The organism is Streptomyces sp. NPDC107500, from assembly GCF_055582785.1.
In genome coordinates, this window is record NZ_JBVJPF010000001.1 from 1,312,805 (window position 1) to 1,337,043 (window position 24,239).

General features: G+C 74.2%; 25 protein-coding genes and 1 riboswitch. Of the genes, 11 read left to right on the top strand and 14 right to left on the bottom strand.

Annotation, left to right across the window (positions count from 1 at the left end; genetic code table 11):
• Positions 1 to 10 precede the first annotated feature (10 nt).
• The 7 genes from ACZ67M_RS05845 to ACZ67M_RS05875 form a co-directional block, all read right to left on the bottom strand.
• The gene (locus ACZ67M_RS05845) at positions 11 to 1,390 is read right to left on the bottom strand and encodes a cobyrinate a,c-diamide synthase (RefSeq protein ID WP_469849675.1); all 1,380 of its coding nucleotides are present in this window, start codon (positions 1,388 to 1,390) and stop codon (positions 11 to 13) included.
• The gene (gene cobO / locus ACZ67M_RS05850; protein ID WP_392018348.1) at positions 1,387 to 1,986 is read right to left on the bottom strand and encodes a cob(I)yrinic acid a,c-diamide adenosyltransferase; all 600 of its coding nucleotides are present in this window, start codon (positions 1,984 to 1,986) and stop codon (positions 1,387 to 1,389) included. Before cobO ends, ACZ67M_RS05845 begins: the two co-directional genes overlap by 4 nt.
• Positions 1,986 to 4,022 (bottom strand): putative cobaltochelatase, encoded by a 2,037-nt coding sequence (locus tag ACZ67M_RS05855; protein ID WP_469849676.1) that lies wholly within the window; start codon positions 4,020 to 4,022, stop codon positions 1,986 to 1,988. Before ACZ67M_RS05855 ends, cobO begins: the two co-directional genes overlap by 1 nt.
• A 67-nt stretch (positions 4,023 to 4,089) precedes the next feature.
• Entirely contained in the window at positions 4,090 to 5,598 is a 1,509-nt protein-coding gene (locus ACZ67M_RS05860) for a cobyric acid synthase (protein WP_361365981.1), read from the bottom strand.
• Complete coding sequence (locus ACZ67M_RS05865) at positions 5,595 to 6,560, bottom strand: cobalamin biosynthesis protein (RefSeq protein WP_469849678.1); 966 nt, start codon at positions 6,558 to 6,560, stop codon at positions 5,595 to 5,597. The genes ACZ67M_RS05860 and ACZ67M_RS05865 overlap by 4 nt, the downstream gene beginning before the upstream one ends.
• A gap of 101 nt (positions 6,561 to 6,661) precedes the next feature.
• Positions 6,662 to 6,801: riboswitch (cobalamin riboswitch) on the bottom strand.
• A gap of 136 nt (positions 6,802 to 6,937) precedes the next feature.
• The gene (locus ACZ67M_RS05870; protein ID WP_064727214.1) at positions 6,938 to 7,159 is read right to left on the bottom strand and encodes a hypothetical protein; all 222 of its coding nucleotides are present in this window, start codon (positions 7,157 to 7,159) and stop codon (positions 6,938 to 6,940) included.
• A 34-nt stretch (positions 7,160 to 7,193) separates the two neighbouring features.
• On the bottom strand, positions 7,194 to 8,423 hold the full coding sequence (locus ACZ67M_RS05875; protein WP_361365987.1) for an inorganic phosphate transporter: 1,230 nt from the start codon (positions 8,421 to 8,423) through the stop codon (positions 7,194 to 7,196).
• Positions 8,424 to 8,647: 224 nt separating this feature from the next.
• On the opposite strand from ACZ67M_RS05875, the gene ACZ67M_RS05880 reads away from it, so the two are divergent.
• From ACZ67M_RS05880 to ACZ67M_RS05890, 3 genes are all read left to right on the top strand, one after another.
• Positions 8,648 to 9,325, top strand: a complete 678-nt coding sequence (locus ACZ67M_RS05880) for a class II aldolase/adducin family protein (protein WP_469849680.1) — start codon at positions 8,648 to 8,650, stop codon at positions 9,323 to 9,325.
• A 188-nt stretch (positions 9,326 to 9,513) separates the two neighbouring features.
• Complete coding sequence (locus ACZ67M_RS05885; RefSeq protein ID WP_361365992.1) at positions 9,514 to 10,641, top strand: alpha/beta hydrolase; 1,128 nt, start codon at positions 9,514 to 9,516, stop codon at positions 10,639 to 10,641.
• 168 nt (positions 10,642 to 10,809) lie between these two features.
• A complete protein-coding gene (locus tag ACZ67M_RS05890) occupies positions 10,810 to 12,219 on the top strand; it encodes a hypothetical protein (protein ID WP_361365995.1) in 1,410 nt (469 codons plus the stop codon).
• A gap of 27 nt (positions 12,220 to 12,246) precedes the next feature.
• On the opposite strand, the gene ACZ67M_RS05895 is transcribed toward ACZ67M_RS05890, so the two are convergent.
• Positions 12,247 to 12,660 carry a VOC family protein gene (locus ACZ67M_RS05895; protein WP_385801388.1) on the bottom strand — a complete coding sequence of 138 codons (414 nt, stop codon included), beginning with the start codon at positions 12,658 to 12,660 and terminating at the stop codon, positions 12,247 to 12,249.
• A 200-nt stretch (positions 12,661 to 12,860) separates the two neighbouring features.
• Between ACZ67M_RS05895 and ACZ67M_RS05900 the strand changes: the two genes are divergently transcribed.
• The 3 genes from ACZ67M_RS05900 (at position 12,861) to ACZ67M_RS05910 (ending at position 15,976) form a co-directional block, all read left to right on the top strand.
• Positions 12,861 to 14,459, top strand: coding sequence for an ABC-F family ATP-binding cassette domain-containing protein (locus tag ACZ67M_RS05900; protein ID WP_361366001.1), 1,599 nt, complete (start codon positions 12,861 to 12,863; stop codon positions 14,457 to 14,459).
• A gap of 334 nt (positions 14,460 to 14,793) precedes the next feature.
• A complete protein-coding gene (locus tag ACZ67M_RS05905; RefSeq protein WP_003976983.1) occupies positions 14,794 to 15,015 on the top strand; it encodes a helix-turn-helix domain-containing protein in 222 nt (73 codons plus the stop codon).
• Between the two features lie 157 nt (positions 15,016 to 15,172).
• Entirely contained in the window at positions 15,173 to 15,976 is an 804-nt protein-coding gene (locus tag ACZ67M_RS05910) for an enoyl-CoA hydratase/isomerase family protein (protein WP_361366004.1), read from the top strand.
• 35 nt (positions 15,977 to 16,011) lie between these two features.
• Here the strand turns inward: ACZ67M_RS05910 and ACZ67M_RS05915 are convergent, their stop codons facing one another.
• Complete coding sequence (locus ACZ67M_RS05915; RefSeq protein WP_469849681.1) at positions 16,012 to 16,815, bottom strand: nucleopolyhedrovirus P10 family protein; 804 nt, start codon at positions 16,813 to 16,815, stop codon at positions 16,012 to 16,014.
• A gap of 88 nt (positions 16,816 to 16,903) precedes the next feature.
• Here ACZ67M_RS05915 and ACZ67M_RS05920 point away from each other — a divergent pair, with 88 nt between their 5' ends.
• Genes ACZ67M_RS05920 through amaP form a run of 5 tightly spaced genes read left to right on the top strand, consistent with a single transcriptional unit; the run spans position 16,904 to position 19,240 of the window.
• Complete coding sequence (locus ACZ67M_RS05920) at positions 16,904 to 17,383, top strand: Asp23/Gls24 family envelope stress response protein (protein ID WP_361366010.1); 480 nt, start codon at positions 16,904 to 16,906, stop codon at positions 17,381 to 17,383.
• Positions 17,384 to 17,422: 39 nt separating this feature from the next.
• On the top strand, positions 17,423 to 17,608 hold the full coding sequence (locus tag ACZ67M_RS05925; RefSeq protein WP_122614781.1) for a hypothetical protein: 186 nt from the start codon (positions 17,423 to 17,425) through the stop codon (positions 17,606 to 17,608).
• A complete protein-coding gene (locus tag ACZ67M_RS05930; RefSeq protein WP_361366012.1) occupies positions 17,605 to 17,988 on the top strand; it encodes a hypothetical protein in 384 nt (127 codons plus the stop codon). The genes ACZ67M_RS05925 and ACZ67M_RS05930 overlap by 4 nt, the downstream gene beginning before the upstream one ends.
• Positions 17,985 to 18,656: a DUF6286 domain-containing protein gene (locus ACZ67M_RS05935; protein WP_392103480.1), complete on the top strand. Its 672-nt coding sequence runs from the start codon at positions 17,985 to 17,987 to the stop codon at positions 18,654 to 18,656. Before ACZ67M_RS05930 ends, ACZ67M_RS05935 begins: the two co-directional genes overlap by 4 nt.
• Positions 18,653 to 19,240, top strand: a complete 588-nt coding sequence (gene amaP, locus ACZ67M_RS05940) for an alkaline shock response membrane anchor protein AmaP (protein ID WP_361366018.1) — start codon at positions 18,653 to 18,655, stop codon at positions 19,238 to 19,240. Before ACZ67M_RS05935 ends, amaP begins: the two co-directional genes overlap by 4 nt.
• A gap of 65 nt (positions 19,241 to 19,305) precedes the next feature.
• Here amaP and ACZ67M_RS05945 read toward each other — a convergent pair whose 3' ends face one another.
• The 5 genes from ACZ67M_RS05945 to ACZ67M_RS05965 all read right to left on the bottom strand — a co-directional run bounded on the left by ACZ67M_RS05945 (position 19,306) and on the right by ACZ67M_RS05965 (position 24,135).
• Complete coding sequence (locus ACZ67M_RS05945) at positions 19,306 to 20,061, bottom strand: SDR family oxidoreductase (protein WP_161328394.1); 756 nt, start codon at positions 20,059 to 20,061, stop codon at positions 19,306 to 19,308.
• A 4-nt stretch (positions 20,062 to 20,065) separates the two neighbouring features.
• Positions 20,066 to 21,853: a glycoside hydrolase family 15 protein gene (locus ACZ67M_RS05950; protein WP_469849684.1), complete on the bottom strand. Its 1,788-nt coding sequence runs from the start codon at positions 21,851 to 21,853 to the stop codon at positions 20,066 to 20,068.
• Between the two features lie 49 nt (positions 21,854 to 21,902).
• Complete coding sequence (locus tag ACZ67M_RS05955) at positions 21,903 to 22,715, bottom strand: SURF1 family cytochrome oxidase biogenesis protein (RefSeq protein WP_392018325.1); 813 nt, start codon at positions 22,713 to 22,715, stop codon at positions 21,903 to 21,905.
• Positions 22,716 to 22,780: 65 nt separating this feature from the next.
• A complete protein-coding gene (locus ACZ67M_RS05960) occupies positions 22,781 to 23,014 on the bottom strand; it encodes a hypothetical protein (RefSeq protein WP_071528763.1) in 234 nt (77 codons plus the stop codon).
• 128 nt (positions 23,015 to 23,142) lie between these two features.
• Positions 23,143 to 24,135: a DEDDh family exonuclease gene (locus tag ACZ67M_RS05965; protein ID WP_360892919.1), complete on the bottom strand. Its 993-nt coding sequence runs from the start codon at positions 24,133 to 24,135 to the stop codon at positions 23,143 to 23,145.
• Positions 24,136 to 24,239 lie beyond the last annotated feature (104 nt).

The following is a 24,239-nucleotide window of genomic DNA, read 5'->3' on the forward strand; positions in this document are numbered from 1 at the left end:
CGGCCGCCGTTCACGACGCCCGGCACCTCTCCACGAACCGGCGGGCGACCGACGGCTGCGCCGCCCAGTGCGTGTGCAGGTAACTCGCGTGCACGCCACCCTCGACGAACCCCTCGACGCGCCGCTGAGGCGTCCGCATCCCCCACGCCGGCGCCGCTCCGGCCCCCGGCTCCACGACGGTCCGGTGGAACTCGTGCCCCCGCATCCGCGTCCCCGCCACCGCCAGCGGGCTGTCGGTCAGCGCCACGCAGTCCCGGTACCCGAGGGTGAGCCGCCCGGACATCCGCGCGGAGGCGTCCAGCACACCGCACATGGGCAGCCCGTCCAGCTCCCGGCCCAGGTACAGCAGTCCCGCACACTCCGCCGCGACGGGCGCACCCCCGCGCGCCAGCTCGGCGACGGACTTCCGCAGCCCCTCGTTGGCCGACAACTCGGAGACGTACACCTCCGGGAATCCGCCCCCGATCACCAGCCCCCGCGTCCCCTCCGGCAACTCCTCGTCCCGCAACGGATCGAAGACGACGACTTCGGCCCCCGCCGCCGCGAGCAGTTCGGCGTGCTCGGCGTAGGAAAAGGTGAACGCGGCCCCGCCCGCGACGGCGACCCGGGGCTTCTCCAGCCGCGGCGGGGGCGAGGAACGCACCACCTCACCCGCGTCCCAGGCCGCACCGGACAACCCCCCGGACCCCCGGGCCAACGCCACCAGCCCCTCCAGGTCGCACCCCTCGGAGACCAGCGCCGCCATCGCCCCGACGGCGTCGACCGCCGCCGCGCCCCGCTCGGCGACCGGCACCAGCCCCAGGTGCCGCGACGGCGTCTCCACCGGCGCGGCCCGCCGCAACGCCCCCAGCACCGGCACCCCTACGGAGTCCAGCGCCTCCCGCAGCATCACCTCGTGCCGGTCCGACCCGACCTTGTTCAGGATCACGCCCCCGACCCGCACGTCCGGATCGAAGGACACGAACCCGTGCACCAGCGCCGCCACCGACCGCGACTGCGCCGACGCGTCCACGACCAGCACCACGGGCGCCCGCAGCAGCTTGGCCACGTGGGCGGTGGAGGCGAGTTCACCTTCCCCGGCCGCCCCGTCGTACAGCCCCATCACGCCCTCGATCACGGCGATGTCGCAGCCGCGCGCCCCGTGCAGGAACAGCGGCTCCACCAGCTCGGGCCCGCACAGGTAGGCGTCGAGGTTGCGTCCCGTCCGCCCGGTGGCCAGCGCGTGGTACCCCGGGTCGATGTAGTCGGGCCCGACCTTGTGCGGGGACACGGCGAGCCCCCGCGCGGCGAGCGCGGCCATCAGCCCGGTGGCCACGGTGGTCTTGCCGCTGCCCGAGGAGGGCGCGGCCACCACCAGTCTGGGGACGGAGGCCGGTATGGCGGCCGTCACCACTCGATGCCCCTCTGCCCCTTCTGGCCGGTGTCCATCGGGTGCTTCACCTTGGACATGTCGGTGACCAGGTCGGCGAAGTCCACCAGTTGCCGCGGCGCGTTCCGCCCGGTGATCACGACGTGCTGGGTGCCGGGCCGGTCGCGCAGTACGGACACGACCTCGTCGGTGTCGATCCACCCCCAGTGCAGCGGGTAGGCGAACTCGTCCAGGACGTACAGCTTGTACGTCTCGGCCGCGAGGTCGCGCTTGACCTGCTCCCAGCCCTCCCGGGCCTTCTCCTCGTTGTCCTGCTGCTGGTCGCGCTGGACCCAGGACCACCCCTCGCCCATCTTGTGCCAGTCGACGGTGCCGCCCTCACCGGATGCGCCGAGCACCCGCAGGGCGTTCTCCTCGCCGACCTTCCACTTGGCCGACTTGACGAACTGGAACACCCCGACGGGCCATCCCTGGTTCCAGGCGCGCAGCGCCAGCCCGAAGGCGGCGGTGGACTTGCCCTTCCCGATCCCCGTGTGCACGAAGACCAGCGGCCGGTTGCGCCGCTGTCGGGTCGTCAGTCCGTCGTCCGGTACGACACTCGGCTGTCCCTTGGGCACTACGCGGCCCTCCTTGATCCCGTCTCACGTACGTCCTTGACCAGCCCCGCGATCGAGTCGGCCCGCAGCTCGTCGAGGGTCACCGCCGTACCGCCCAGCTCACCCGCGAGCCGCCCGGCGAGCCCCAGCCGGATCGGCCCCGTTTCGCAGTCCACGACCACGGAGGCGGTGCCCTCGGCCGCGAACAGCCGCGCCGCGCGCCCCGCCAGCGCCACCGGCTCCACACCCCCGGTGGCCCGCCCGTCCGTCACCACCACGACCAGCGCCCGGCGTGCCGGGTCCCGCAGCCGCTCCACCCGCAGCACCTCGTGCGCCTTGAGCAGCCCGGCCGCGAGCGGCGTGCGCCCGCCGGTCGGCAGCGACTCCAGCCGGGCCGCCGCCGCGTCCACCGACGACGTCGGCGGCAGCGCCACGTCGGCGGCCGAACCCCGGAAGGTCACCAGACCCACCTTGTCCCGCCGCTGATAGGCGTCCAGCAGCAGCGACAGCACGGCGCCCTTAACGGCGCTCATCCGCTGCCGCGCCGCCATCGACCCGGAGGCGTCCACGACGAACAGCACGAGGTTGCCCTCACGCCCCTCGCGGGTCGCCTGCCGCAGGTCGTCCCGGCGTACCACCAGACCGCGCCCCGCCCGGCCGCGCTCGCGCTGGTGCGGAGCCGCCGCCTGCACGGTCGCCGCCAGGTGCAGCTTGGTCAGCGCGCCCCGCGGCCGGCGGGCGCCGGTGGTCCGCCCGTGCTCGGTCCGGGCCCGGGAGCGCCGCCCGGCGGCGCCCTCGCCGAGTCCGGGCACGCTCAGCGCCTTGGTCCGGAACGGCTCGGCGGCCCGTACGGCGGACCGCTCCCCGGCGCCGCCCCCGGCGGGTGCCGCCCCCGGTTCGTCACCGGTACCGGCCTCGGGCGGGACGCCCGCGTCGTCCGCACCGCCCTGCGGCCCCTCCTCGGGCGGTCGTCCACCGCCGCCACCGGGACCCTCCGGCCCGGGGTCGGGGTCCGGGTCCGGATCGGGGTCGTCCTCGCCCGGGTCGCCGAACTCCTCCAGCGTCTCGTCGAGCTTGTCCTCGTCGAGGCCGGGCGCGTCGAAGGGGTTGCGCCGCCGCCGGTGCGGCAGCGCGAGGAGCGCCGCCTGGCGGACGTCCTCCGCCAGGACGTCGGTCCGCCCGGCCCAGGCCGCCAGCGCGGTCGCGGTCCGGGCCATCACGATGTCGGCCCGCATGCCGTCCACCTCGAAGGCGGCGCAGGTCGCCGCGATCTGCCGCAGCGCCGCGTCGCCGAGCGTCACCGACGGCAGCAGCTCCCGGGCCGCCACGATCCGCGCCCGTACGGCCGCCTCCTCGTCCGCCCAGCGGGCCACGAAACCGGCCGGGTCGTCGTCGTGCGCGAGCCGGCGCCGTACCACCTCCACCCGCTGGTCGGGCTCGCGCGAGGCGGAGACCTCCACCGTCAGCCCGAACCGGTCCAGCAACTGCGGGCGCAGCTCGCCCTCTTCGGGGTTCATGGTGCCGACCAGCAGGAACTTCGAGGCGTGCCGCACCGACACGCCCTCGCGCTCGACGTACGAGGCGCCCATCGCGGCGGCGTCGAGGAGCAGGTCCACCAGGTGGTCGTGGAGGAGGTTGACCTCGTCCACGTACAGGATCCCGCGGTGCGCGTCGGCCAGCAGCCCGGGCTCGAAGGCCTTCACGCCCTCCGCGAGCGCCCGCTCGATGTCGAGGGCGCCGACGAGCCGGTCCTCGGAGGCGCCGACGGGCAGTTCGACCATCCGCGAGGGACGCTCGGTGGCCGTCCCGGGCTCGTGCGGACCGTCGGGGCAGCCCGGGTCGGGCGATGCCGGGGAGCAGGAGAAGCGGCAGCCCGGGACCACCGCCACGGCCGGCAGCAGCGCCGACAGCGCGCGGACGGCCGTCGACTTGGCGGTGCCCTTCTCGCCGCGCACCAGCACGCCGCCGACCGCCGGTGAGACGGCGTTCAGCAGCAGCGCGAGGCGCAGGTCGTCCTGGCCGACGACGGCCGTGAACGGGAACGGGGTATCGGTCACTTGTTGTCGTCCTCCACGTCGCGCGGGTCGCGCTCGTCGGGTGCGTCGCGTTCGGGTTCCCTCGGGCTCATGCGGGCGCCCCCGGTGGCACGAAGGGGAGCCCGGGCGGCGCCCCGGACTCGATGAGCCGCCACAGCGCGTCGGTGTCCGCGTGCTGTTCGATCAGGTCGCCGAGCCGGTCGAGCTGCTCCTCGCGCAGCGCGGCGAACGAGGTGTCCGGGGCCGGCACGAACCGGCGGCCCGCGGCGGCGGCCACCTCGCGCAGGAACGCCCGCCTGAAGCCGTCCGACTCCAGCGAGCCGTGCCAGTGCGTGCCCCAGGTCTGGCCGACCCGGCAGCCGTCCAGGAAAGGGACTCCACCCAGGACTTCGGCGACACCGTGGTGGATCTCGTAGCCCTCGACGCGCTCGCCGAGGGCCTCGCCCACGGGGCGGGTCAGGGTCTTCTCGCGGGCGAACCGCACCCGCACGGGCAGCAGTCCGAGCCCGTCGACGTGCCCGGCGCGCGACTCGACGTCGTCCTCGATGTGCTCGCCGAGGAGCTGGAACCCGCCGCACACGCCGAGCACCGGCCGGCCCTCGGCCACCCGGCGCGCGAGTCCCTCCGCCAGCCCCCGCTCGCGCAGCCACTCCAGCGCCCGGACCGTCCCGCGCGTCCCCGGCACGATCACCAGGTCGGCGTCGGCCAGTTCCTCGGGCCGGTCCACGAACCGCACCACCACGCCCGGTTCGGCGGCCAGCGCGTCCACGTCCGTGAAGTTGGACATCAGCGGGACCGCGCAGACGGCGACCCGCAGCACGTCCTCGCCGACCGGCGGCGCGACCACGGACTCCCGCACCGTGCCGCGCAGCGAGACCCGCAGACCGTCCTCCTCGTCGATGCCGAGCCCGTGCCGGAAGGGCAGCACCCCGTACGTCCGCCGCCCGGTCAGGCCGTGCAGCATGTCGAGGCCGGGCTCCAGGAGCGACACGTCGCCGCGGAACTTGTTGACGAGGAACCCGGCGACCAGCGCCTGGTCCTCGGGCGAGAGCAGCGCCACCGTGCCGAAGAAGGAGGCGAAGACGCCCCCGCGGTCGATGTCGCCGACGATCAGCACGGGCAGCCCGGCGCCCCGCGCGATCCCCATGTTCACGATGTCGGTGCGGCGCAGGTTGATCTCGGCCGGGCTGCCCGCGCCCTCACAGATCACCGCGTCGTAGGTGCCGCGCAGCTCGGCCAGCGAGTCGAGCACCGTGCCGAGCAGCCGCTCCTGCCGCCCGCCGTGGTAGCCGCGGGCGGTCATCTCGCCGACGGGCCTGCCGAGCAGCACCACCTGGCTGCTGCGCTCGCCGCCGGGCTTGAGCAGCACCGGGTTCATCAGCGCGGTCGGCTCCACCCGGCAGGCCTGGGCCTGCATGGCCTGGGCCCGCCCGATCTCCGCCCCCTCGCGCGTCACGAAGGAGTTGAGCGACATGTTCTGCGCCTTGAAGGGCGCGACCTTCACGCCCTGGCGCACCAGCCAGCGGCAGATCCCGGCCGTGACGACGCTCTTGCCGGCGTCGGAGGTGGTGCCGGCGACGAGGAGTCCACCGTTCATGACGTACGTCCCTTCCTGACGGCCCCGCGCACCAGCAGCCGGGCGCCCACGCACGCGACGAGCGCCAGCCCTCCCACGCGCCGGGAGAGCCGTGCGGCCCGTTCGATGTCGCCGGAACCGGCCCGGACGGCGCGCCCCGACGCCCCGTTGAGCACGGGCCGGTGCTCGACCCGCCCGCCGTAGGAGAGCGTCCCGCCGAGCCGCACTCCGAGGGCGCCCGCGAAAGACGCCTCCACGGGACCGGCGTTGGGGCTCGGGTGGAGTCCGGCGTCCGCGCGCCAGGCCCGTACGGCGCCCCGCGGATCGCCGCCGGCCACTATGGCCAGCAGGGCGGTCAGGCGGGCGCCCGGCCAGCCCGCGAGGTCGTCGAGGCGGGCCGAGGCCCAGCCGTACCGCCGGTAGCGGGGCGACTTGTGGCCGACCATGGCGTCCAGGGTGTTCACCGCCCGGAAGCCGAGCAGCCCCGGCACTCCGCCGGCGGCACCCCACACCAGGGCACCCACCACGGCGTCCGAGGTGTTCTCGGCGACCGACTCCACGACCGCCCGCGCGATCCCGTCGGCGTCCAGCGACTGCGGGTCCCGCCCGCACAGGTGCGGCAGCCGCGCCCGGGCCGCCTCGACGTCCCCGGCCTCCAGGGCCCGGCCGATGGCGAGCGCCTCGCGCACCAGCGACGTACCGCCGACCACGGCCCAGGTGGCCGCGCCGGTCAGCGCGACCGAGGCGGCGGGGGAGCGGCGTACGGCGTGCGCGGCGGCCGAGCCCAGGGCGGTGGCGCCACCGGCGCACACCAGGGTGTGCAGCGCGCCCCAGCCCCGGTGGTCACGCCACAGCACCCGTTCCACGGCACCGGCGGCGCGGCCGAACGCGGCGACCGGATGTCCGCGGCGCGGGTCGCCGAGGAGGAGGTCACCGAGCAGCCCGGCGGCGGCGCCGTACGCGAAGACGCGTCCGGCACGCACGGGTTCAGCCGGTCACACGGGCAGGAGAGCACCTGGTACTGAACGTCGATCGGCAGCCGGGCATCGCGTCGCGTCCTCACTCAGGGTGTCCACGCCCTGGTTCGAAGAGTCCGGCGGTGAGAGTTCCTGGCTACCGGGGTCTGACCCCCGGTCACAGTGGCGGGACCGCGCCGGAATCGCACCGGGCTTCCTCTCCTGCCGCCGTAAGTGGCCCCGGAAGTCCACCACGGCGCGAGAACACCCGTCAACCTGGCGTTGACCTGCGGCGGGGGAGTGTGCCGAGCCCCACACACGGGTGGTGCGCGCCGGTACACGAAGGGGCGGGGCGCGCGACGGTCCGAGTCCGTCCCGCGCTCCGCCCCGGGGTGTGCCGTGGGTCAGGCGACGATCAGATAGATGCCGTACGCCACCGCCGCCGCGCAGGCCGCGAAGCACGCGTACGCGCCGGTGACCGCGAGGGCCGCGGAGCCGCCCGCGGCGGTGGCCCGCTCCTGGCGGGAGAGGCCGGCGATGCCGAGGGTGAACAGGCCCACCAGGGCCACGGTGGCCACGAGGCTGACGCCGAAGACGGAGCCCAGTGCTGCCCAGTCGATGCTCATGGGGGTTCGCTTCCTTCGTACCCGGGACGCGGGCTCAGACGGTGGTGGCGGCCGACGCGGGCCTGGCCTCGGACGGGTCGGCCGGCAGCTCCTCGGCCAGGTGCGCCGGGGGCGGGGAGACGGCGGCCATCGCCGTGGTGACCACACCGGCCGACTCGGGCTCGTGGGGGTCGACGACGTTGGTGTGGTCGACGACCTCGCGCCGGGAGATCTTCCAGATGGCGGCGCTGGAGGCGACCAGGAAGACCGCGACGCAGGCCGTGCCCCAGTCGCCCATGCGGCAGACCCACTCGGCGATCGCGGCGACCAGGGCCGCGGCCGGCAGCGTCAGACCCCAGGCGACGAACATCCGGGTGGCCGTGGACCAGCGCACCACGCCGCCCTTGCGGCCGAGGCCGGCGCCCATCACCGCACCGGAGACCGAGTGCGTGGTGGAGAGGGAGAAGCCGAGGTGGGAGGAGGCCAGGATGACCGTCGCGGCGCTGGTCTGGGCGGCGAAGCCCTGCTGCGGCTGGAGGTCGGTCAGGCCCTTGCCCATGGTGCGGATGATGCGCCAGCCGCCGAGGTAGGTGCCGAGCGCGATGGCGATGCCCGCGGAGAGGATGACCCACAGGGGCGGGTCGGAGTCGGGGGCGAGCGCGCCGCCGGCGACCAGGGCGAGAGTGATGATGCCCATCGTCTTCTGGGCGTCGTTGGTGCCGTGGGCCAGCGAGACCAGCCCGGCGGAGGCGATCTGCCCGGCGCGGTAGCCCTTGGCGGCGGCCTTGCCGTCGGCCCGGCGGCCGAGCCGGTAGGTCAGCCGCGCGCCCAGCAGCGCCGCGACACCGGCGACGATCGGGGCGGCGATCGCGGGGATCAGCACCTTGGTGACGAGCGCGTCGCCGTTGACGGCGCCGACGCCGGCCGAGGCGACCGCGGCACCGATCAGACCGCCCATCAGGGCGTGCGAGGAACTGGACGGGAGGCCGACCAGCCAGGTCAGCAGGTTCCAGAGGATCGCGCCGACCAGGGCGGCGAAGATGACCTCGGGACGGATGCCGGTCTCGTCGACGAGACCCTTGGAGATCGTGTTGGCGACCTCCACCGAGAGGAAGGCGCCTACAAGGTTGAGGACGGCGGACATCGCCACCGCCACCTTGGGCTTGAGCGCACCGGTCGAAATGGTCGTTGCCATCGCGTTCGCGGTGTCGTGGAAACCGTTCGTGAAATCAAACGCGAGTGCGGTTACCACCACAATCGCGAGGATCAGCGAGAAGCTTTCCATTTACCCAGGCAATCGTTCGAGGTCATTGGCTGGACGAACGTAGGTAACCATGGTGAACGGAAGATGAACTGGGCAGGGCGTCGCGGTGACCGGAAGCGGCGTCGCCGCCTCCCTCTGCGTGGCCGTCCCGGTGCTCTCCGGAGACGCCCCTGGCAGGATCACCGCCAGACCGGCCGGCGACCGGCCCGGAGAGGCGCGGGAGCGCTCGTGAGGAGACGGTGACTGTGACGTATTCGCGGGTCGGACGGGCTGCCGGCCCGGACGAGGAGCGGGCCTGGACGGACCTCGTCGCGGCGGCCCGGCGCACGGTCGCGGACGGGCTCGTGGTCGGTACCTCCGGCAATGTCTCGGTGCGCGTCGGCGACACGGTCCTCGTCACCCCTTCGGGTGTGCCGTACGACCGTCTGGCGCCGGGTGACGTGACCGGCGTCGCCCTCGACGGACGACAGGTGCTCGGCACCCTCCTCCCCACCAGCGAACTGCCCCTGCACCTCGCCGTGTACCGCGCGGACGACGCCGCCCGGGCCGTCGTCCACACCCACGCCGTGCACGCGACCGCCGTCTCGCTGCTGGTGCCCGAACTGCCGCCCGTGCACTACATGACCGCCGCCCTCGGCGGCCCCGTCCGGGTCGCCCCGTACGCCGCCTACGGCACCGAGGAGCTGGCCCGCGGCATGCTCGATGCCCTCGACGGCCGCACCGGCTGCCTGCTGCGCAACCACGGCACGCTCACCTACGGCACCTCCCTCGACCAGGCGTACGACCGCACCGCCCAGCTGGAGTGGATGTGCCGGCTCTGGCTGACCGCCTCCTCGGTCCCGGGCCGCACCCCCTCGCTCCTGACGCCGGCGCAGTTGGCGGAGGCGGCGGAGCGGCTCCGGGGGTACGGGCAGCAGGGCTAGGCCGGCCGGGGGGACCCCGGAACGGGCCGGCGCGGCGCGTACCCGTCCCGTTCCGGGGTACCGGCAGCGGGACCGCACCATGGCTCCCCGGCCCCGGCGGACTGGCGGAAGGCGCCCCTGACGGAGCGTCGTCACCCCCCGTCCACAGCCCACTGGCCGCCCGAGGACTCCACCAGGAGACTGGCCCCATGCGCACTGTCACAGCAACGGCCGCCGCCCTCACCGCAGCCCTGGCGGCCGGCGCAGCGAGCGTCGCCGCCGGCCGGCTCGCCAGCGACGCCGCGCTCAAGGCGCCCCCCGGCCGGCCGCTGCCCACCGAACCCCGGCTCACCGTGCACGGCACCGCGGCCGGCCGGATCACCCTCACCCGGGACCTGGCCGCGCTCCGCCCCGGCCGCTACGGACTGGCGGGCGACGGCTCCCACGCGGTCGTCGGCCCGGTCCTCGACTCCGCCGAGCACGGCGCCGACACCGTCGTGCGCCGCCTCGAACGCGTCACGCACGGCACGCTGGAGGCCGGGGACCGCGCCTGGTTCACGCCGAACCTCTACGTCGGCAACCCGGGCAGCGCCCTCGACCTCGACCACGCGGACGTCCAGATCCCGGGCGAACTCGGCCCGCTCCCGGCCTGGTTCGTGCCCGGCGCCCGCCCCACCTGGATCATCGCCGTGCACGGCCTGGCCGCCACCCGCGAACACGTCCTGAACCTGCTGGCCCCCCTGCACGACCGCAGCGTCCCGGTGCTCGCCCTCGCCTACCGCGGCGACGTCGGCGCACCGCCCTCGCCCGACGGGCTGCACCACTTCGGCGAGACCGAGTGGCGCGACCTGGACGCGGCCGTCCGCTACGCCCTCGACCACGGCGCCCGCCAGGTCGTCCTGCTCGGCTGGTCCACCGGCGCCACCATGGCCCTGCGCACGGCCGCCCTCTCCGGCGTGCGCGGGCGCATCGCGGGGCTCGTACTGGACTCCCCGGTCCTCAGCTGGGAGACCACCCTGCGCGCCCTCGCCGCCGCCCGCCGCACCCCCGGACCGCTCCTGCCGCTCGCCGTCCGCGCCGCCCAGGGCCGCGCCGGACTCCACGCCGACCAGGACACCGGCACGGCGGGCCTGCACCGCCCCGCCGTCCCCACGCTGATCTTCCACGGCCCCGGCGACACGGTGGCCCCCTGGCGGCTCTCCCGGCGGCTGGCCGAAACCCACCCCCGCCTGGTCGCCCTGCACACCGTCCGGGACGCCCCGCACGGCGCCATGTGGAACGCCGACCCCGACGACTACGAAGAGAAGCTCCGCCGCTTCATGACCCCCCTGGTGTGACCCGGCACGGCACCGTGGCAGCGTGTGATCCTCCGGTTCCGTTTAGCGCCGTACCACTGGCCTGATCCGGTGCCCGGGCAGCGCGCCCGACCCCCGACTCCGCCCTCCCCGGCGGCCGTCGGGGCATTCCGTTTGGGTTTTCGGACCGTCAACCGGAAGACTGCACCCGTGACGTCCCGTATCCCGCGCGACTCCAGGCTTCGACTCGTCCGCCCACGACCCCTGGCCGCCGCCCCCCAAGCGATCAACCAGCGGCGTCCGCGCCGCCCCGCACCGCGCCCCCCGGAGGGCACACCGGCCCGGTCGGAGCTGGCCCGCATGGCGCGTTCCGGTCTGGCCGGCGCGGCCCGCGTCGCCCGCTGGGCCGACTCCGAGCTGGGCCCCGGCCGCGGCAGCGCCACCGCCGACGGCAAGGCCACCCTCTCCGACGCCACCGCCGGCCAGGCGGCCCGCGAACTGGGCCTGACCGCCGCGCAGGTCCGCGCCGACTGGGACACCGCCCGCCTCGCCGGACTGGTCGAGGTGCACGGCGACACCGCCCGCCCCGGCTGGCGGCTGCGCGCCTGGAACCGGGACGACAGCGCGGTGCTGCGCGGCTGGGTCGCGCTCTTCGACGCCTGGTCGCTCGCCCACCCCGAGCCCGCCGGCGAGGAGCCCGCCGCCGTCGCCGAGGTCGTCTCCGCGATGCCCCAGGTGCTCTCCTTCCTCCAGCTGTCCGCCGGGCCCGTCCCCGTGGACCAGCTCCTTGACCTGCTGGAGCAGCGCGTCACCGAGCTGCGCACCGAACGCTGCGAGGTGCCCTACGGCCCCCGCCTGGAGCCCGGCCCCCAGCCGGTCCCGGACGTCACCGCCGACACCCCGCTCGCCCCGCTCCTGGACTGGGCCCTGCACGCCCTCGCCTCCGTCGGCGCCCTCACCTGCGGCGACGGACAGGCCACGCTCACCCCGCTCGGCAACTGGGCGGTCTGGGTCAAGCTGGAGCAGATCTGCGTGGCCGCCCAGAGCCCCGCCGGGAACATCGAGCAGCCGGCCGAGGACATGCTCCGCGGCTGCGCCCAACTCCGGCCCAACGCCGCCCGCGCCGAGTACCGCGCCTGGCTCGCCGCCCGGCCCGTCGGCAGCGCCGTCGCCGAGCTGCTCGCCGCCGCGCGCGGCGAGGACGCCCTGCTGCGCGGCCTCGCCTTCGACGCGCTGCGGGTGGTCGGCGCCCCCGCCGAGCCCGATGTGCGCGGCGTGGTCGACGAGCCGACGCTGCGGCCGTACGCCCTGCTGTGGCTGGCCGAGCACGACGGCGCCGACCCCGAGGACGCCCACGAGGTCCTCACCCGCCGGGAGGCGACCTGGCTCTGGGTGGACACCGCGGCCGCCGTCGCCGACCACGGGGAGGCACCGCTGCTCGTCCGGCACCTGGAGGCGGCGGTCCAGTTCACCGTGCCGGCGCTGCTCGACGAGGTCCGCGCGGTCGGTCACCCCCGCACCGTGCAGGTCCTGGTGGCCCTCGCCGCCGCCCATCCCGACCCCGCCCTGGCCAAGGCCGTACGCCGGGCCGCCTTCCAGGTCCACACCGGCGGCAGCTGACCGACGGGGCGTGCGCGGCCGAGGGGGCTAGCCGGCCACCTCCGGCGCGTACGTCCCGAAGCTCCAGATGTTGCCCTCCAGGTCACGGGCCATGTAGTCGCGCGAGCCGTAGTCCTGGTCCGTCGGGGGCATCAGGATCTCCGCGCCGTGTTCCACGGCCTGCCGGTGATGGGCGTCGACGTCCTCCACGACGACGTACACCCCCGTCGTGCCGGAGTTCTTCATCGCCTCGTCGAAGCGGCTGCCCGTGCCCCTGGAGCCGAGCATGACCGCGCCGTTGCCCTGGGCCAGCTCGGCGTGGGCCACCGTGCCGTCCTCGCCCTCGTACACCGCGAGCTCCCGGAAGCCGAAGGCCTCGGTGAGCTGCCGGACCGCCGCCTTGGCGTCCGCGTACAGCAGCGTCGGAAAGATGCTCGGGCGACCGCCGTCGGTGCCTGCCATGCCGATCACTCCCTCGTGAGCCGGCGGACGGCGCCGGCCCCGTGTGTCCAGTCTGGCACCGCCCACCGACACCGGAACCGGGGAAAAGGGGTTGCACCGCCCCGTTAGACTGGCCCCCATGGCCACTCTCCTCGCGCATTAGACGGCGGGAAACGTCCTCAGCCGCCCATCCCGCCCCCACCCGCCCCAGGAGTCTGACCGTGATCTCCGCCTCCGGCATCGAGCTGCGCGCCGGTGCCCGCGTCCTCATCGAAAGCGCCACCTTCCGCATCGCCAAGGGCGACCGCATCGGCCTGGTCGGCCGCAACGGCGCCGGCAAGACCACCCTCACCAAGGTGCTCGCCGGCGAGGGCCAGCCCGCCGCCGGAGCCGTCACCCGCTCCGGCGAGGTCGGCTACCTCCCGCAGGACCCGCGCACCGGCGACCTCGACGTGCTCGCCCGCGACCGCGTCCTGTCCGCCCGCGGCCTCGACGTGCTGATCCGCAAGATGCGGGAGAACGAGCAGCGCATCGCCAACGGCCAGGGCGCCACCCGCGACAAGGCGCTCAGGCAGTACGAGCGCCAGGAGACCGAGTTCCTCACCAAGGGCGGATACGCCGCCGAGGCCGAGGCCGCCACCATCGCCGCCGCGCTCAACCTGCCCGACCGGGTCCTCGGCCAGCCCCTGCACACCCTCTCCGGCGGTCAGCGCCGCCGGATCGAGCTGGCCCGGATCCTCTTCTCGGACGCCGACACCCTGCTGCTCGACGAGCCGACCAACCACCTCGACGCCGACTCGATCGTCTGGCTGCGCGACTACCTGAAGACCTACCGCGGCGGCTTCATCGTGATCTCCCACGACGTCGACCTGGTCGAGACGGTCGTCAACAAGGTGTTCTACCTGGACGCCAACCGCTCCCAGATCGACGTCTACAACATGGGCTGGAAGCTCTACCAGCAGCAGCGCGAGGCCGACGAGAAGCGCCGCAAGCGCGAGCGGCAGAACGCGGAGAAGAAGGCGTCCGCGCTGCATTCGCAGGCCGACAAGATGCGCGCCAAGGCCACGAAGACCGTCGCCGCGCAGAACATGGCCCGCCGGGCGGACAAGCTGCTGGCCGGGCTGGAGGCGGAGCGGAAGTCCGACAAGGTCGCCAAGCTCCGCTTCCCCGAGCCGGCGCCCTGCGGCAAGACCCCGCTGACCGCCGAGGGCCTCTCGAAGTCGTACGGCTCCCTCGAGATCTTCACCGACGTCGACCTGGCCATCGACAAGGGCTCCCGGGTCGTCATCCTCGGCCTCAACGGCGCGGGCAAGACCACGCTGCTCAGGCTCCTCGGCGGCGTCGAGAAGCCCGACACCGGCCAGGTCGTCGAGGGCCACGGCCTCAAGCTCGGCTACTACGCCCAGGAGCACGAGACCCTCGACCCCGAGCGCACCGTCCTGGAGAACATGCGCTCCGCCAACCCCGACCTCGACCTGGTCGAGGTCCGCAAGACGCTGGGTTCGTTCCTGTTCTCCGGGGACGACGTGGACAAGCCCGCCGGGGTCCTGTCCGGCGGCGAGAAGACGCGCCTCGCGCTGGCCACCCTCGTGGTGTCCTCGGCGAACGTGCTGCTCCTCGACGAGCCCACCAACAACCTCGACCCGGCCAGCCGCGAGGAGATCCTCGGCGCGCTGCGCACCTACAAGGGCGCCGTCGTCCTGGTCACCCACGACGAGGGCGCCGTCGACGCCCTCCAGCCGGAACGGATCATTCTGCTTCCGGACGGCGTCGAGGACCTGTGGGGCGCCGACTACGCGGATCTCGTCGCCCTCGCTTGATCGAAAGGATGATCCACTGAGTATGGATCATTCGGCCGAGTCGTGATCCACCATCTGTGTGAGATCTCCTCATCAAGAGGTGCGTCCTACATCCAATTCGCGGCCGGACCCCCCATCGCCCGGGGTCCGGCCGCGACGCCTTTCTGACCTGGAATTACGCGCGGAAACCCGTTCGGCGGTACGGGCGCGAATCTCTGGAATTCCGCATTCCACATGTGGGGACACGCTCCTGTCGTCACATCCTTGACTCATCGACCTTGCCGAATGGGTGGCCAGGAGGCGCGGAAGGGGTGATCATGAGGAGACCAGAGCGCACTTCCTTGAGGAGGCACGGGTGGCCGAGACTCTGAAGAAGGGCAGCCGGGTTACCGGCGCCGCGCGCGACAAGCTCGCGGCAGACCTGAAGAAGAAGTACGACGCCGGTGCGAGCATCCGGGCGTTGGCCGAGGAAACCGGCCGCTCGTATGGCTTTGTGCACCGCATGCTCAGCGAGTCGGGCGTCACGCTCCGAGGGCGTGGCGGGGCTACCCGGGGCAAAAAGGCCACATCGGCCTGACACCCCGGTGGCCCCTCGGCTCCGACAGTGAAGGTGGTCACCCGGTCGGTCGTCCGACCGTCCGGGTGGTTACTGTGCAGTCACTTAGCTTCGCCGTCACACGGCTTCCGGGCCGGCGTGCGGCGGGGACGACGACCGCACCTTTCGGAGGCGCCCCATGGCTTCGCCCGCCCACGACACCGGTCCCGCACTCGACCGGGACGGCGTGCGGCTCACCGTCGACGACGCGATCGCCACGGTGACGCTGACCAACCCCGCCAAGCGCAACGCGCAGAGCCCCGCTCTGTGGCGGGCGCTCGCCGAGGCCGGCCGGCTGCTGCCCGGTTCCGTCCGGGCCGTGGTGCTGCGGGCCGAGGGCAAGTCCTTCTCGGCCGGTCTCGACCGGCAGGCGTTCACGCCCGAGGGCTTCGACGGCGAACCGTCGTTCATCGACCTCGCGCGGGGCGGCGACGCCGAGCTGGACGACGCCATCGCGGAGTACCAGGAGGGATTCACCTGGTGGCGGCGCGGCGACATCCTGTCCGTCGCGGCCGTGCAGGGGCACGCCATCGGGGCGGGCTTCCAGCTAGCCCTCGCCTGTGACCTGCGGGTCGTCGCCGACGACGTTCAGTTCGCCATGCGCGAGACCAGCCTGGGCCTGGTGCCGGACCTGACCGGCACGCACCCCCTGGTGTCCCTCGTCGGCTACGCCCGCGCGCTGGAGATCTGCGCGACCGGGCGCTTCGTCATGGCCGAGGAGGCCGTGAACAGCGGCCTGGCCAACCTGGCCGTACCCGCGGACCAGCTCGACGGCGCCGTGCACGACCTGGTGTCGGCGATCCTCGCCGCGCCCCGCGACGCGGTCGTCGAGACCAAGGTCCTCCTCCAGGGCGCCCAGCACCGCGACTACGAGGCCCAGCGCACCGCGGAGCGGGCCGCCCAGGCACGCCGCCTGCGCGACCTGGCGGGGCTCGGGGAGTAGTCCGACAGGGCGCGACGCCGCGGTCGGTGGGTGCCTCAGCCGACCGCCGTCACCACCACCGCCACCGACGGACGGTCCGGCAGCGACTCGGACACCGCCGCGCGGACCCGCCGGGCCACCTCCACGGCCCGGTGGTCCGCCGCCACCGCCAGCTCCAGCCGGACGTGGCGGCGCGGCAGCGCACCCTCCCGCGCCGGCGGCTCCGTCACATGGACCGGACGGCCCAGGACGCCGGTCAGCCGGACCACACCCGGTACCCCCAGCGCGGCCCGGGCGACCCGCCCTTCGTCCCCGTCCCCGCCCTCGTCACCGACGCCACCCCCGGCATCGTCGGCGGTGGCGTCGCCCGGCTCCGGCCCCGGCTCCGGTCCGTCGTCCGGCCGAGACCCGTGTGGCTCCCGCCCGTCAGCCGCGTCCGCGGGCGTGTCCAGCAGACCCGTCGCCCGCAGGTCCACGTCCGTCACCGCGAGGCCGAGACCGTCGGCCGCCGCCTCCGTCAGCGCCGCCCGCAGCCGCGCGGCGGTCGCGTGCAGCGGCTCCGCGGCCGCCATCGCGCCGACCGCCGTCGCCGTGAAGTCGGCCGTCACCCGCAGCGGCCCGGGCGGCAGGGCGCCCAGCGGCGGCGGCACCGCCGGCTCCCGTGTGTCCCGCGGGTCCGCGAGCCCGACGCGCAGACCACCGGGGCACACCCCGGCCACGTCCCGGGCCGCCGTCAGAAGCACCTCCCGCGCGGCACGTTCCGCGATCCATGCCCCGTCCCCGGGTCCGCCCAGCGGCAGCAGCCTGCCGAGCCCCAACCGCTCCCGCACCGTGCGCGTCCACCGGTCCGCCGTCGTCATTCCTCCACCCTGCCGCATCCGTGGCGCGCCGCGCCCCAACCAGATCTACCGTGGTCACAGGGAATACGACCGGAAGGGACGTACGGCCATGACCGACATGGAGAGCCACCGGGCCGGGCAGGACACGATCGATACCCCCGGTGCGGGCAAGGGTCAGATCCGGCGCGGCGGTGGAGCCCCCGCGAGCAGGGGAAGGACCACCATCGCCGACGGCGTCGTCGAGAAGATCACCGGAATGGCGGCACGCGACGTCGCCGGTGTGCACGCCATGGGCAGCGGCATGTCACGCACCTTCGGCGCCGTACGCGACAGGGTGCCCGGCGGGACCAAGTCCGGTGTGACACGGGGGGTGAAGGCCGAGGTAGGGGAGAAGCAGACCGCCCTCGACCTGGAGATCGTCGTCGAGTACGGCGTGTCGATCTCGGACGTGGCCCGGGACGTGCGGGAGAACGTGGTGGCCGCGGTGGAGCGGATGACCGGTCTCGAGGTCGTCGAGGTCAACATCGCCGTCAGCGATGTGAAGCTGCCCGACGAGGAGGACGAGGAACCGGAGCCCCGGATCAAGTGACGTGGAGGACGAGGCAGCGGTGAACGAGGGGAGCGCACCATGAGCATGGCCGTGGTCGGCCTGATCGCCGGCATGGCGCTGGGGTTCGCCGGGTACTTCGGCGGTTTCGGCGCCTTCCTGCTGGTGGCGGCCCTCGGCGCGGTCGGGTTCGTCGTCGGCCGCCTCCTGGAGGGCGACATGGAGCTAGGTGACTTCTTCCGCACCCGCGACGACCGACGGCGGTGACCGGCGTGAGCGGTGGGGCCGGCGAGCTCCTGCAACCCCCGGCGGCCGTCGCACCCGGCGAGCGCGGTGCCACGCGGATCGCCGACCGGGTGGTCGCCAAGGTCGCCGCCCAGGCGGCCCGCGAGGCGGTCGGTCCGCTCCATCCGGACGCCGCGCGCCCGCACGCGAGCGTGGCCGTCCACCACGACGTCGCGCACGTCCGGGTCCACCTCGAACTCGACTACCCGTGCGACATCGGCGCCCGCTGCGGTCAGGTGCGTCACCAAGTCGTGCAGCGGGTAAGGACGTTGGTGGGCATGGCGGTGCCGGAGGTCGCCGTTCAGGTGGAGCGGCTGCACCTGGCGCGGGAGTACGGCGCGAGTCGGGGGAGGACGCGATGAGCGAGTCCCAGGGCCCCGAGGCGGCCGAGGGCAGCACCCGGCGTCTGCCGGTCGTGGAACCCGGCCCCGAGCAGCCCGGTCCGCCCGCCGTGGAGAAGCACGTCCCCGACGCGCCGGAGAGCGGAACGGCCCACCGCTTCTGGTCCGCGCGCCGCGTCCCCGCCGGCATCGTCGCCCTCCTGGTCCTGGTCCTCGCGGGGGCCTTCCTCTACGACGTGGTCGCCGTCCGCACCGGCCGCGACGCCCTCGGCTGGCGCCGCGACCTGGCCCGGCAGCTCGCGGAGCGCCCCCTCGACGACACGTGGGTGCTGGTCGGCGCGGGAGTCGCCGCGGCCCTCGGGCTCTGGCTCCTGCTGCTGGCGCTCACCCCCGGCCTGCGCAGGGTGCTGCCGATGCGGCGCACCCACCCGGACGTACGCGCCGGGCTGCACCGGGACGCGGCCGCCACCGTGCTGCGCGACCGGGCCATGGAGGTCGCCGGGGTGCAGTCGGCCCGGGTGCGGATGCGCCGCCGCAAGGCACGCGTGCGCGCACTGTCGCACTTCCGTGAACTGGACGACGTACGGGCCGATCTGGACGGCGTGCTCGAGGACGCGGTGCGCGGGCTCGGCCTGGCCCGGCCGCCTGCCGTGTCCCTGCGGGTGGCGCGTCCCGGCCGGAAGGGGTGAGGGCGGTGCTCAAGACCGTCGACCGTGTGCTGACCGGGCTCGTGGGCCTGGTCCTGCTCGCCCTCGGCGGCGCCGTGCTCGCCGTCGGGTTCGACGTCCCCGCGCCCTCCTGGTGGGTCCACCAGGGGCCGCACGACGTGCTGCTCAGTACCGCCGAGCGGACCCGCTGGCGGGACGCCGGCTGGTGGTGGCCGGTCGTCATCGCGGCGCTCGCCGTGCTGTTGCTGCTCGCCCTGTGGTGGCTGGTCGCGGTGCTGCGCCGCCGTCGGCTCACCGAGGTCCTGGTCGACACCGGGGACGGCGAGGCCGCGTCGCTGCGCGGCCGGGCGCTGGAGGGCGTCCTCGCCGGGGAGGCGGACCGGGTGGACGGGGTGGAGCGGGCCGCGGTCCGGCTCACCGGACGCCGCGACGCCCCGAGGACCCGCGTCCGGCTGCTGCTGGCCCCGCACGTCGATCCCGGCACCGCCCTGCACGACCTCACCACCGGGGCCCTGACCCACGCCCGGGACTCGGCCGGCCTCCCGTCCCTGCCGGCGGAGGTCCAGCTCCGCGGCGTCAAGCACCACGCCGAACGCGTCAGCTGACCGACGCGTCCGGCGTGCCGCCAGAACCGGTGCCGCCAGAACCGGTGCCGCCAGCACCGGTGCTGCTAGAACCCGTGCCGCACGCCGCCGTCCACGGGCAGCATCACGCCGGTGAGGTACGACGCCGCCGGGGACAGCAGGAACGCCGCGGTGCGGCCGAACTCCTCCGGGGTGCCGTAGCGGCGCAGGGGGATGCGGGACTCGGCGGCCGCCCTGGTCGCCTCCGGGTCGGCGGACAGCCCGTCCAGCTCGCGCACGCGGTCGGTGTCGACGCGGCCCGGCAGCAGGCCGACGACGCGGATGCCGCGCGGGCCCAGTTCGTCGGCGAGGGACTTGGCGAAGCCGGCCAGCCCCGGCCGCAGGCCGTTGGAGATGGTCAGGCCCGGGATCGGCTCGTACACCGAGCCCGACAGCACGAACCCGACCACCCCGCCCTCCTCCAGCTCGGCCGCCGCGCCCCGGGCCAGCCGCACCGCGCCGAGGAACACCGACTCGAACGCCGCCTGCCACTGGTCGTCCGTGTTGTCGGCGACGAACCCCGGCGGCGGCCCGCCCACGCTGATCAGTACGCCGTCGAAGCGGCCGAAGCGCTCACGCGCGGTCGCGATCAGCCGCTCGGGCGCCTGCGGGTCCGCGTTGTCCACGGCCACGCCCACCACGTCCGGGCCCAGCGCGGCCGCGGCCTGGGCGACGCTCTGCTCGTCCCGCCCGGTGACGACCACCTTCGCCCCGTCGGCGACCAGTTCGCGCGCGGCGGCGTTGCCCAGCCCCCGGGTCGCTCCCGTGACGACGTACACCCGGTCCTTCAGTCCAAGATCCATGGTCCTATCCTGCCCCTTCCTCCCCGAACAGGGCGAGGGCGGTGTTCACCAGACCGACGTGACTGAACGCCTGCGGGAAGTTGCCGAGCTGGTGTCCGGTCGCCGGGTCGTACTCCTCGGCCAGCAGCCCCACGTCGTTGGTGAGCGCCACCAGCCGCTCGAACAGCTCCCGGGCCTCCTTCGTCCGGCCGGTCGCGTGCAGCGCGTCCGCGTACCAGAACGAGCACACGAGGAACGTCCCCTCGTTGCCCGGCAGTCCGTCGACGGGCTCCCCCTCGGTGCTGTAGCGGCGCACCAGGCCGTCCCGGGTCAGCTCCGCGCCGATGGCGTCGACCGTGCCGACGACCCGGGGGTCGTCCGGGGGCAGGAAGCCGACGCGCGGTATCAGCAGCAGCGAGGCGTCCAGCTCCCGCGAGCCGTAGGACTGGGTGAAGGTGTTCCGCTCCGGGTCGTACCCCTTCTCGCACACCTCGCGGTGCACCTCCTCGCGCAGCGCGCGCCAGCCCTCCCGGTCACCGCCGCCCAGCTCGGGATGGGCCTCCAGGGTGCGCACCGCCCGGTCCAGGGCCACCCACGTCATCACCTTCGAGTGCACGAACTGCCGACGTCCGCCGCGCACCTCCCAGAGCCCCTCGTCGGGCTCCCGCCACGTGGTGGCCAGGAAGTCCATCAGGGCGCACTGCAACTCCCACATCTGCGGCCGCGGGTGCATGCCCGCCTGCCGGGCCAGCGACAGCGAGTCCATGACCTCGCCGTACACGTCCAACTGAAGCTGGTTCACCGCGTCGTTGCCGATCCGTACGGGGGCCGCCCCGCCGAAGCCGGACAGCCACGGCAGCTCGAACTCCGGCAGCCGCCGCTCGCCCGCGAGGCCGTACATGATCTGGAGGTCGTCGGGGCTGCCCGCGACAGCGCGCAGCAGCCAGTCGCGCCATGCCTCGGCCTCCTCCAGGTATCCGGCCGACAGCAGGGCGCCCAGGGTGAGCGTGGAGTCGCGCAGCCAGCAGAAGCGGTAGTCCCAGTTGCGCACGCCGCCCGGCTCCTCGGGCAGCGAGGTGGTGGGGGCGGCCACGATGCCGCCGGTGGGCTGGTAGGTGAGCGCCTTCAGCGTGATCAGGGAGCGGACCACGGCGTCCCGGTGCGGACCGTCGTAGCGGCATCGCGCGGCCCACGCCCGCCAGTCCTCGACACTGTGCTCCAGCGCGACGAACGGGTCGATCAGCGGCGGACGCTGCTCGTGCGAGGGGTGCCAGGTCAGCACGAACGCGACCTTCTCGCCGGCGGCGACCGTGAACTCCGAGTGCGTTCCGAAGTCCTCGCCCCAGCTGCGCACCTCGGGTTCGCTGCGCAGCCACGCCGAGTCCGGCCCGGCGACGGCCACCCGGTGCCCGTCGGTCCTGCGCACCCACGGGACGACCGAGCCGTAGTCGAAGCGCAGCCGGAGCACGCTGTGCATGGTGACCTCGCCGCTCAGGCCCTCCACGACCCGCACCAGGTCCGGGGCGCGGTCCCGCTGGGGCATCAGGTCGGTGACCCGGACCGAACCGTCCTCGGTCTCCCACTCGGTGTCGAGGACGAGGGTGTCCGGCCGGTAGGCGCGCCGGGTGCAGCGCTCGGCGCTCTTGGGCGCGATGCGCCAGTGCCCGTTGTCCTCGTCGCCCAGGAGCTTGGCGAAGCAGGCCGCGGAGTCGAAGCGGGGGAGGCAGAGCCAGTCCACGGAGCCGTCCGTGGAGACCAGGGCGGCGGTCTGCTGGTCGCCGATGAGCGCGTAGTCCTCGATGTCGGTGTGCACGGGAATCGTCTTCCCGACCGGGAGGGGCGCAATCGGCCCCGCCGTCCGGCTACACCGCGGCGGGCTCCGCGGCCTCCTCGGTCTCGTCCTCGCCCTCGTCGCCCTCGCCGTCCTGGGAGGCCCGGTCCCGGACCTCGCGGCGGACCAGCACGAACCAGCCGATCGGCACGCCGGTGGCGAACAGCCACCACTGGACGGCGTACGCCATGTGGTTGCCGATGCTGTCGTGGTCGGGCTCCGCGATCAGCTCGGGGGTGTCGCCCGCGGGCTTCGGCTCGGTCATCTCGACGTAGCCGCCGAGGACCTCCTTGCCGAGGCGCTCCGCCTGCTGCTCGCTGTTGATGAGCATGACCTGGCGGTCGGGCAGGCCCTCGACGTTCTTGATGCCGCTGTCCTCGGTCGTCTGGTCGGGCATCAGCCGGCCGGTGACGGTGGTCTCGCCCGCCGGGGGAGCCGGGATCTTCGGGAAGGCGGTCTGGCTGGCGCCGTTCGAGGGGATCCAGCCCCGGTTGACCATCAGCACCTTGCCGTCGTCCAGTACGAACGGGGTGAGGACGTGGTAGCCGACGCGGTCGTCCGCGTTGGTGCGGCGGCGCACGACGACCTCCTCGGCGGTGTCGAAGCGCCCCTTGGCCGTCACCCGGCGGTAGAGGTCGTCGTCGCCGATCCTCGCCCCGGGTGAGGTCATGGTCTCGGCCGGTACGGGCCGGGCCGCCAGCGAGTCCGCGATCACCTTGTTCAGCGCGACCCTGTGCTCGTGGCGGTGCAGCTGCCAGAAGCCCAGCTCGATCATCGTCGGGATGAGCGCGAGCGCCACGAGGGTGAGGATCACCCACTGGCGGGACAACAGGAACCGGTACACCCCACGACGGTACAACTCGGTCGTGGGGCGCGACGCGGCGGGTGGGGGCTTGCGCGGGCCGGGGCTCAGACCTTGTCGACGATCCCCGCCCTCCCCTCCGCGCGGGCGCAGTGGGCGCCGCAGTACCAGTGGCCCTCGACCTCGACGCCCTGGCCGATGATCTGCACCCGGCAGTGCTCGCAGATGGGTGCCATCCGGTGGATCGCGCAGGAGAAGCAGTCGAAGACGTGCACCGCTCCCTGGGCGTGGACCTCGAAGGTCATGCCGTAGTTGTTGCCGCAGACTTCACATGTCGCCATGCGCCACAGGGTGGGCCGTCGTCGCCACGCGGGCGAGCGGACGCCGGGCGAGTCGCCGGGAATCACCCGTCCGTACGGCCTGTCCGGGCCCCGTCACGACCCCGTCCCGGCCCCCGTCACGACCCCGGTCACGGAGCCGCGTCGGCCGCCTCGACGTCCGCGAGCAGCTGTCCGAACGCCGCCTCGTCCACCACCGGCGTGCCGTACTGCCGGGCCTTGACCACCTTGGAGGTGCCCGAGTCCGGGTCGTTGGTGACCAGCAGGCTGGTCAGCCGGGACAGACTGGTGGCCACGTGCAGCCCGGCCTCGGTCGCCCGGTCCTCCAGCAGGTCCCGCTCCACGGAGGTGTCACCCGAGAAGGCGACCCGCATGCCCTGCTTGAGCCTTTTGCCCGCTTCGTACCGGCCCGGGTTGGGATACGGGCAGGCGGGCCTCTTGCGGGCGGGGCGCCAGCTGTTCGGCCGGTAGGAGCCGTGACCCGCCTGCTGCCCGATGCGGGGCGCGGGCCGGTCCGACCACTCGGTCAGCGGCCGGCACTCGTGCAGCGGCAGCCGCACGCCCCCGGCCGCCGCCGCGGCCAGGCTCGGCCGGAACGCCTCCGCCAGCACCCGCGCGTCGTCGAGCGCGTGGTGCGCCCGCTGCTGGACGACGCCGTAGTGGGCGGCCAGCGACTCCAGCTTGTGGTTGGGCAGGGGCAGGCGCAGCTCCTTGGAGAGCGCGATGGTGCACAGCCGTTGACGCACCGGCGCCTCACGCCGCGCGCGGGCGTACTCGCGGGCGATCATCTGCCAGTCGAAGACCGCGTTGTGCGCGACGAGGACCCTCCCGTCGAGCCGGGCCGCGAACTCCTCGGCGACGTCGGGGAAGAGCGGCGCGTCCCGCAGTACGTCGCTCGTCAGACCGTGTATCCACACCGGACCCGGGTCCCGCTGCGGATTGACCAGGGTGTACCAGTGGTCCTCGACCTCGCCGCGCGCGTCCAGCCGGTACACGGCGGCGGAGATGATGCGGTCGTCGCGGGCCAGGCCGGTGGTCTCCACGTCGACGACCGCGTATCCCCGCGGATACGCGGCCGGCCAGGCAGTCGCGGACGGCGCCGCGGTCGTACGGTCTTCGAGCATGGTCACTGAGGATACGGGCCGGGACCGACACCGCGGTGCCGGAGGTGCCGCCCGCGACGCCGGCGAAACGGTTCCTCCGTCAAGTTCTCCGCCACCGGGCGGGG

What these genes read in the sequence shown, in the direction of transcription:
- ACZ67M_RS05860 (WP_361365981.1), bottom strand. Translation starts at nt 5,598, where the DNA reads ATGAACGGTGGACTCCTCGTCGCCGGCACCACCTCCGACGCCGGCAAG.
- ACZ67M_RS05935 (WP_392103480.1), top strand. Translation starts at nt 17,985, where the DNA reads ATGAGCGAGTCCCAGGGCCCCGAGGCGGCCGAGGGCAGCACCCGGCGT.
- ACZ67M_RS05870 (WP_064727214.1), bottom strand. Translation starts at nt 7,159, where the DNA reads ATGAGCATCGACTGGGCAGCACTGGGCTCCGTCTTCGGCGTCAGCCTC.
- ACZ67M_RS05875 (WP_361365987.1), bottom strand. Translation starts at nt 8,423, where the DNA reads ATGGAAAGCTTCTCGCTGATCCTCGCGATTGTGGTGGTAACCGCACTC.
- ACZ67M_RS05965 (WP_360892919.1), bottom strand. Translation starts at nt 24,135, where the DNA reads ATGCTCGAAGACCGTACGACCGCGGCGCCGTCCGCGACTGCCTGGCCG.
- ACZ67M_RS05915 (WP_469849681.1), bottom strand. Translation starts at nt 16,815, where the DNA reads ATGACGACGGCGGACCGGTGGACGCGCACGGTGCGGGAGCGGTTGGGG.
- ACZ67M_RS05895 (WP_385801388.1), bottom strand. Translation starts at nt 12,660, where the DNA reads ATGGCAGGCACCGACGGCGGTCGCCCGAGCATCTTTCCGACGCTGCTG.
- ACZ67M_RS05960 (WP_071528763.1), bottom strand. Translation starts at nt 23,014, where the DNA reads ATGGCGACATGTGAAGTCTGCGGCAACAACTACGGCATGACCTTCGAG.
- ACZ67M_RS05885 (WP_361365992.1), top strand. Translation starts at nt 9,514, where the DNA reads ATGCGCACTGTCACAGCAACGGCCGCCGCCCTCACCGCAGCCCTGGCG.
- ACZ67M_RS05920 (WP_361366010.1), top strand. Translation starts at nt 16,904, where the DNA reads ATGACCGACATGGAGAGCCACCGGGCCGGGCAGGACACGATCGATACC.
- ACZ67M_RS05945 (WP_161328394.1), bottom strand. Translation starts at nt 20,061, where the DNA reads ATGGATCTTGGACTGAAGGACCGGGTGTACGTCGTCACGGGAGCGACC.
- ACZ67M_RS05910 (WP_361366004.1), top strand. Translation starts at nt 15,173, where the DNA reads ATGGCTTCGCCCGCCCACGACACCGGTCCCGCACTCGACCGGGACGGC.
- ACZ67M_RS05925 (WP_122614781.1), top strand. Translation starts at nt 17,423, where the DNA reads ATGAGCATGGCCGTGGTCGGCCTGATCGCCGGCATGGCGCTGGGGTTC.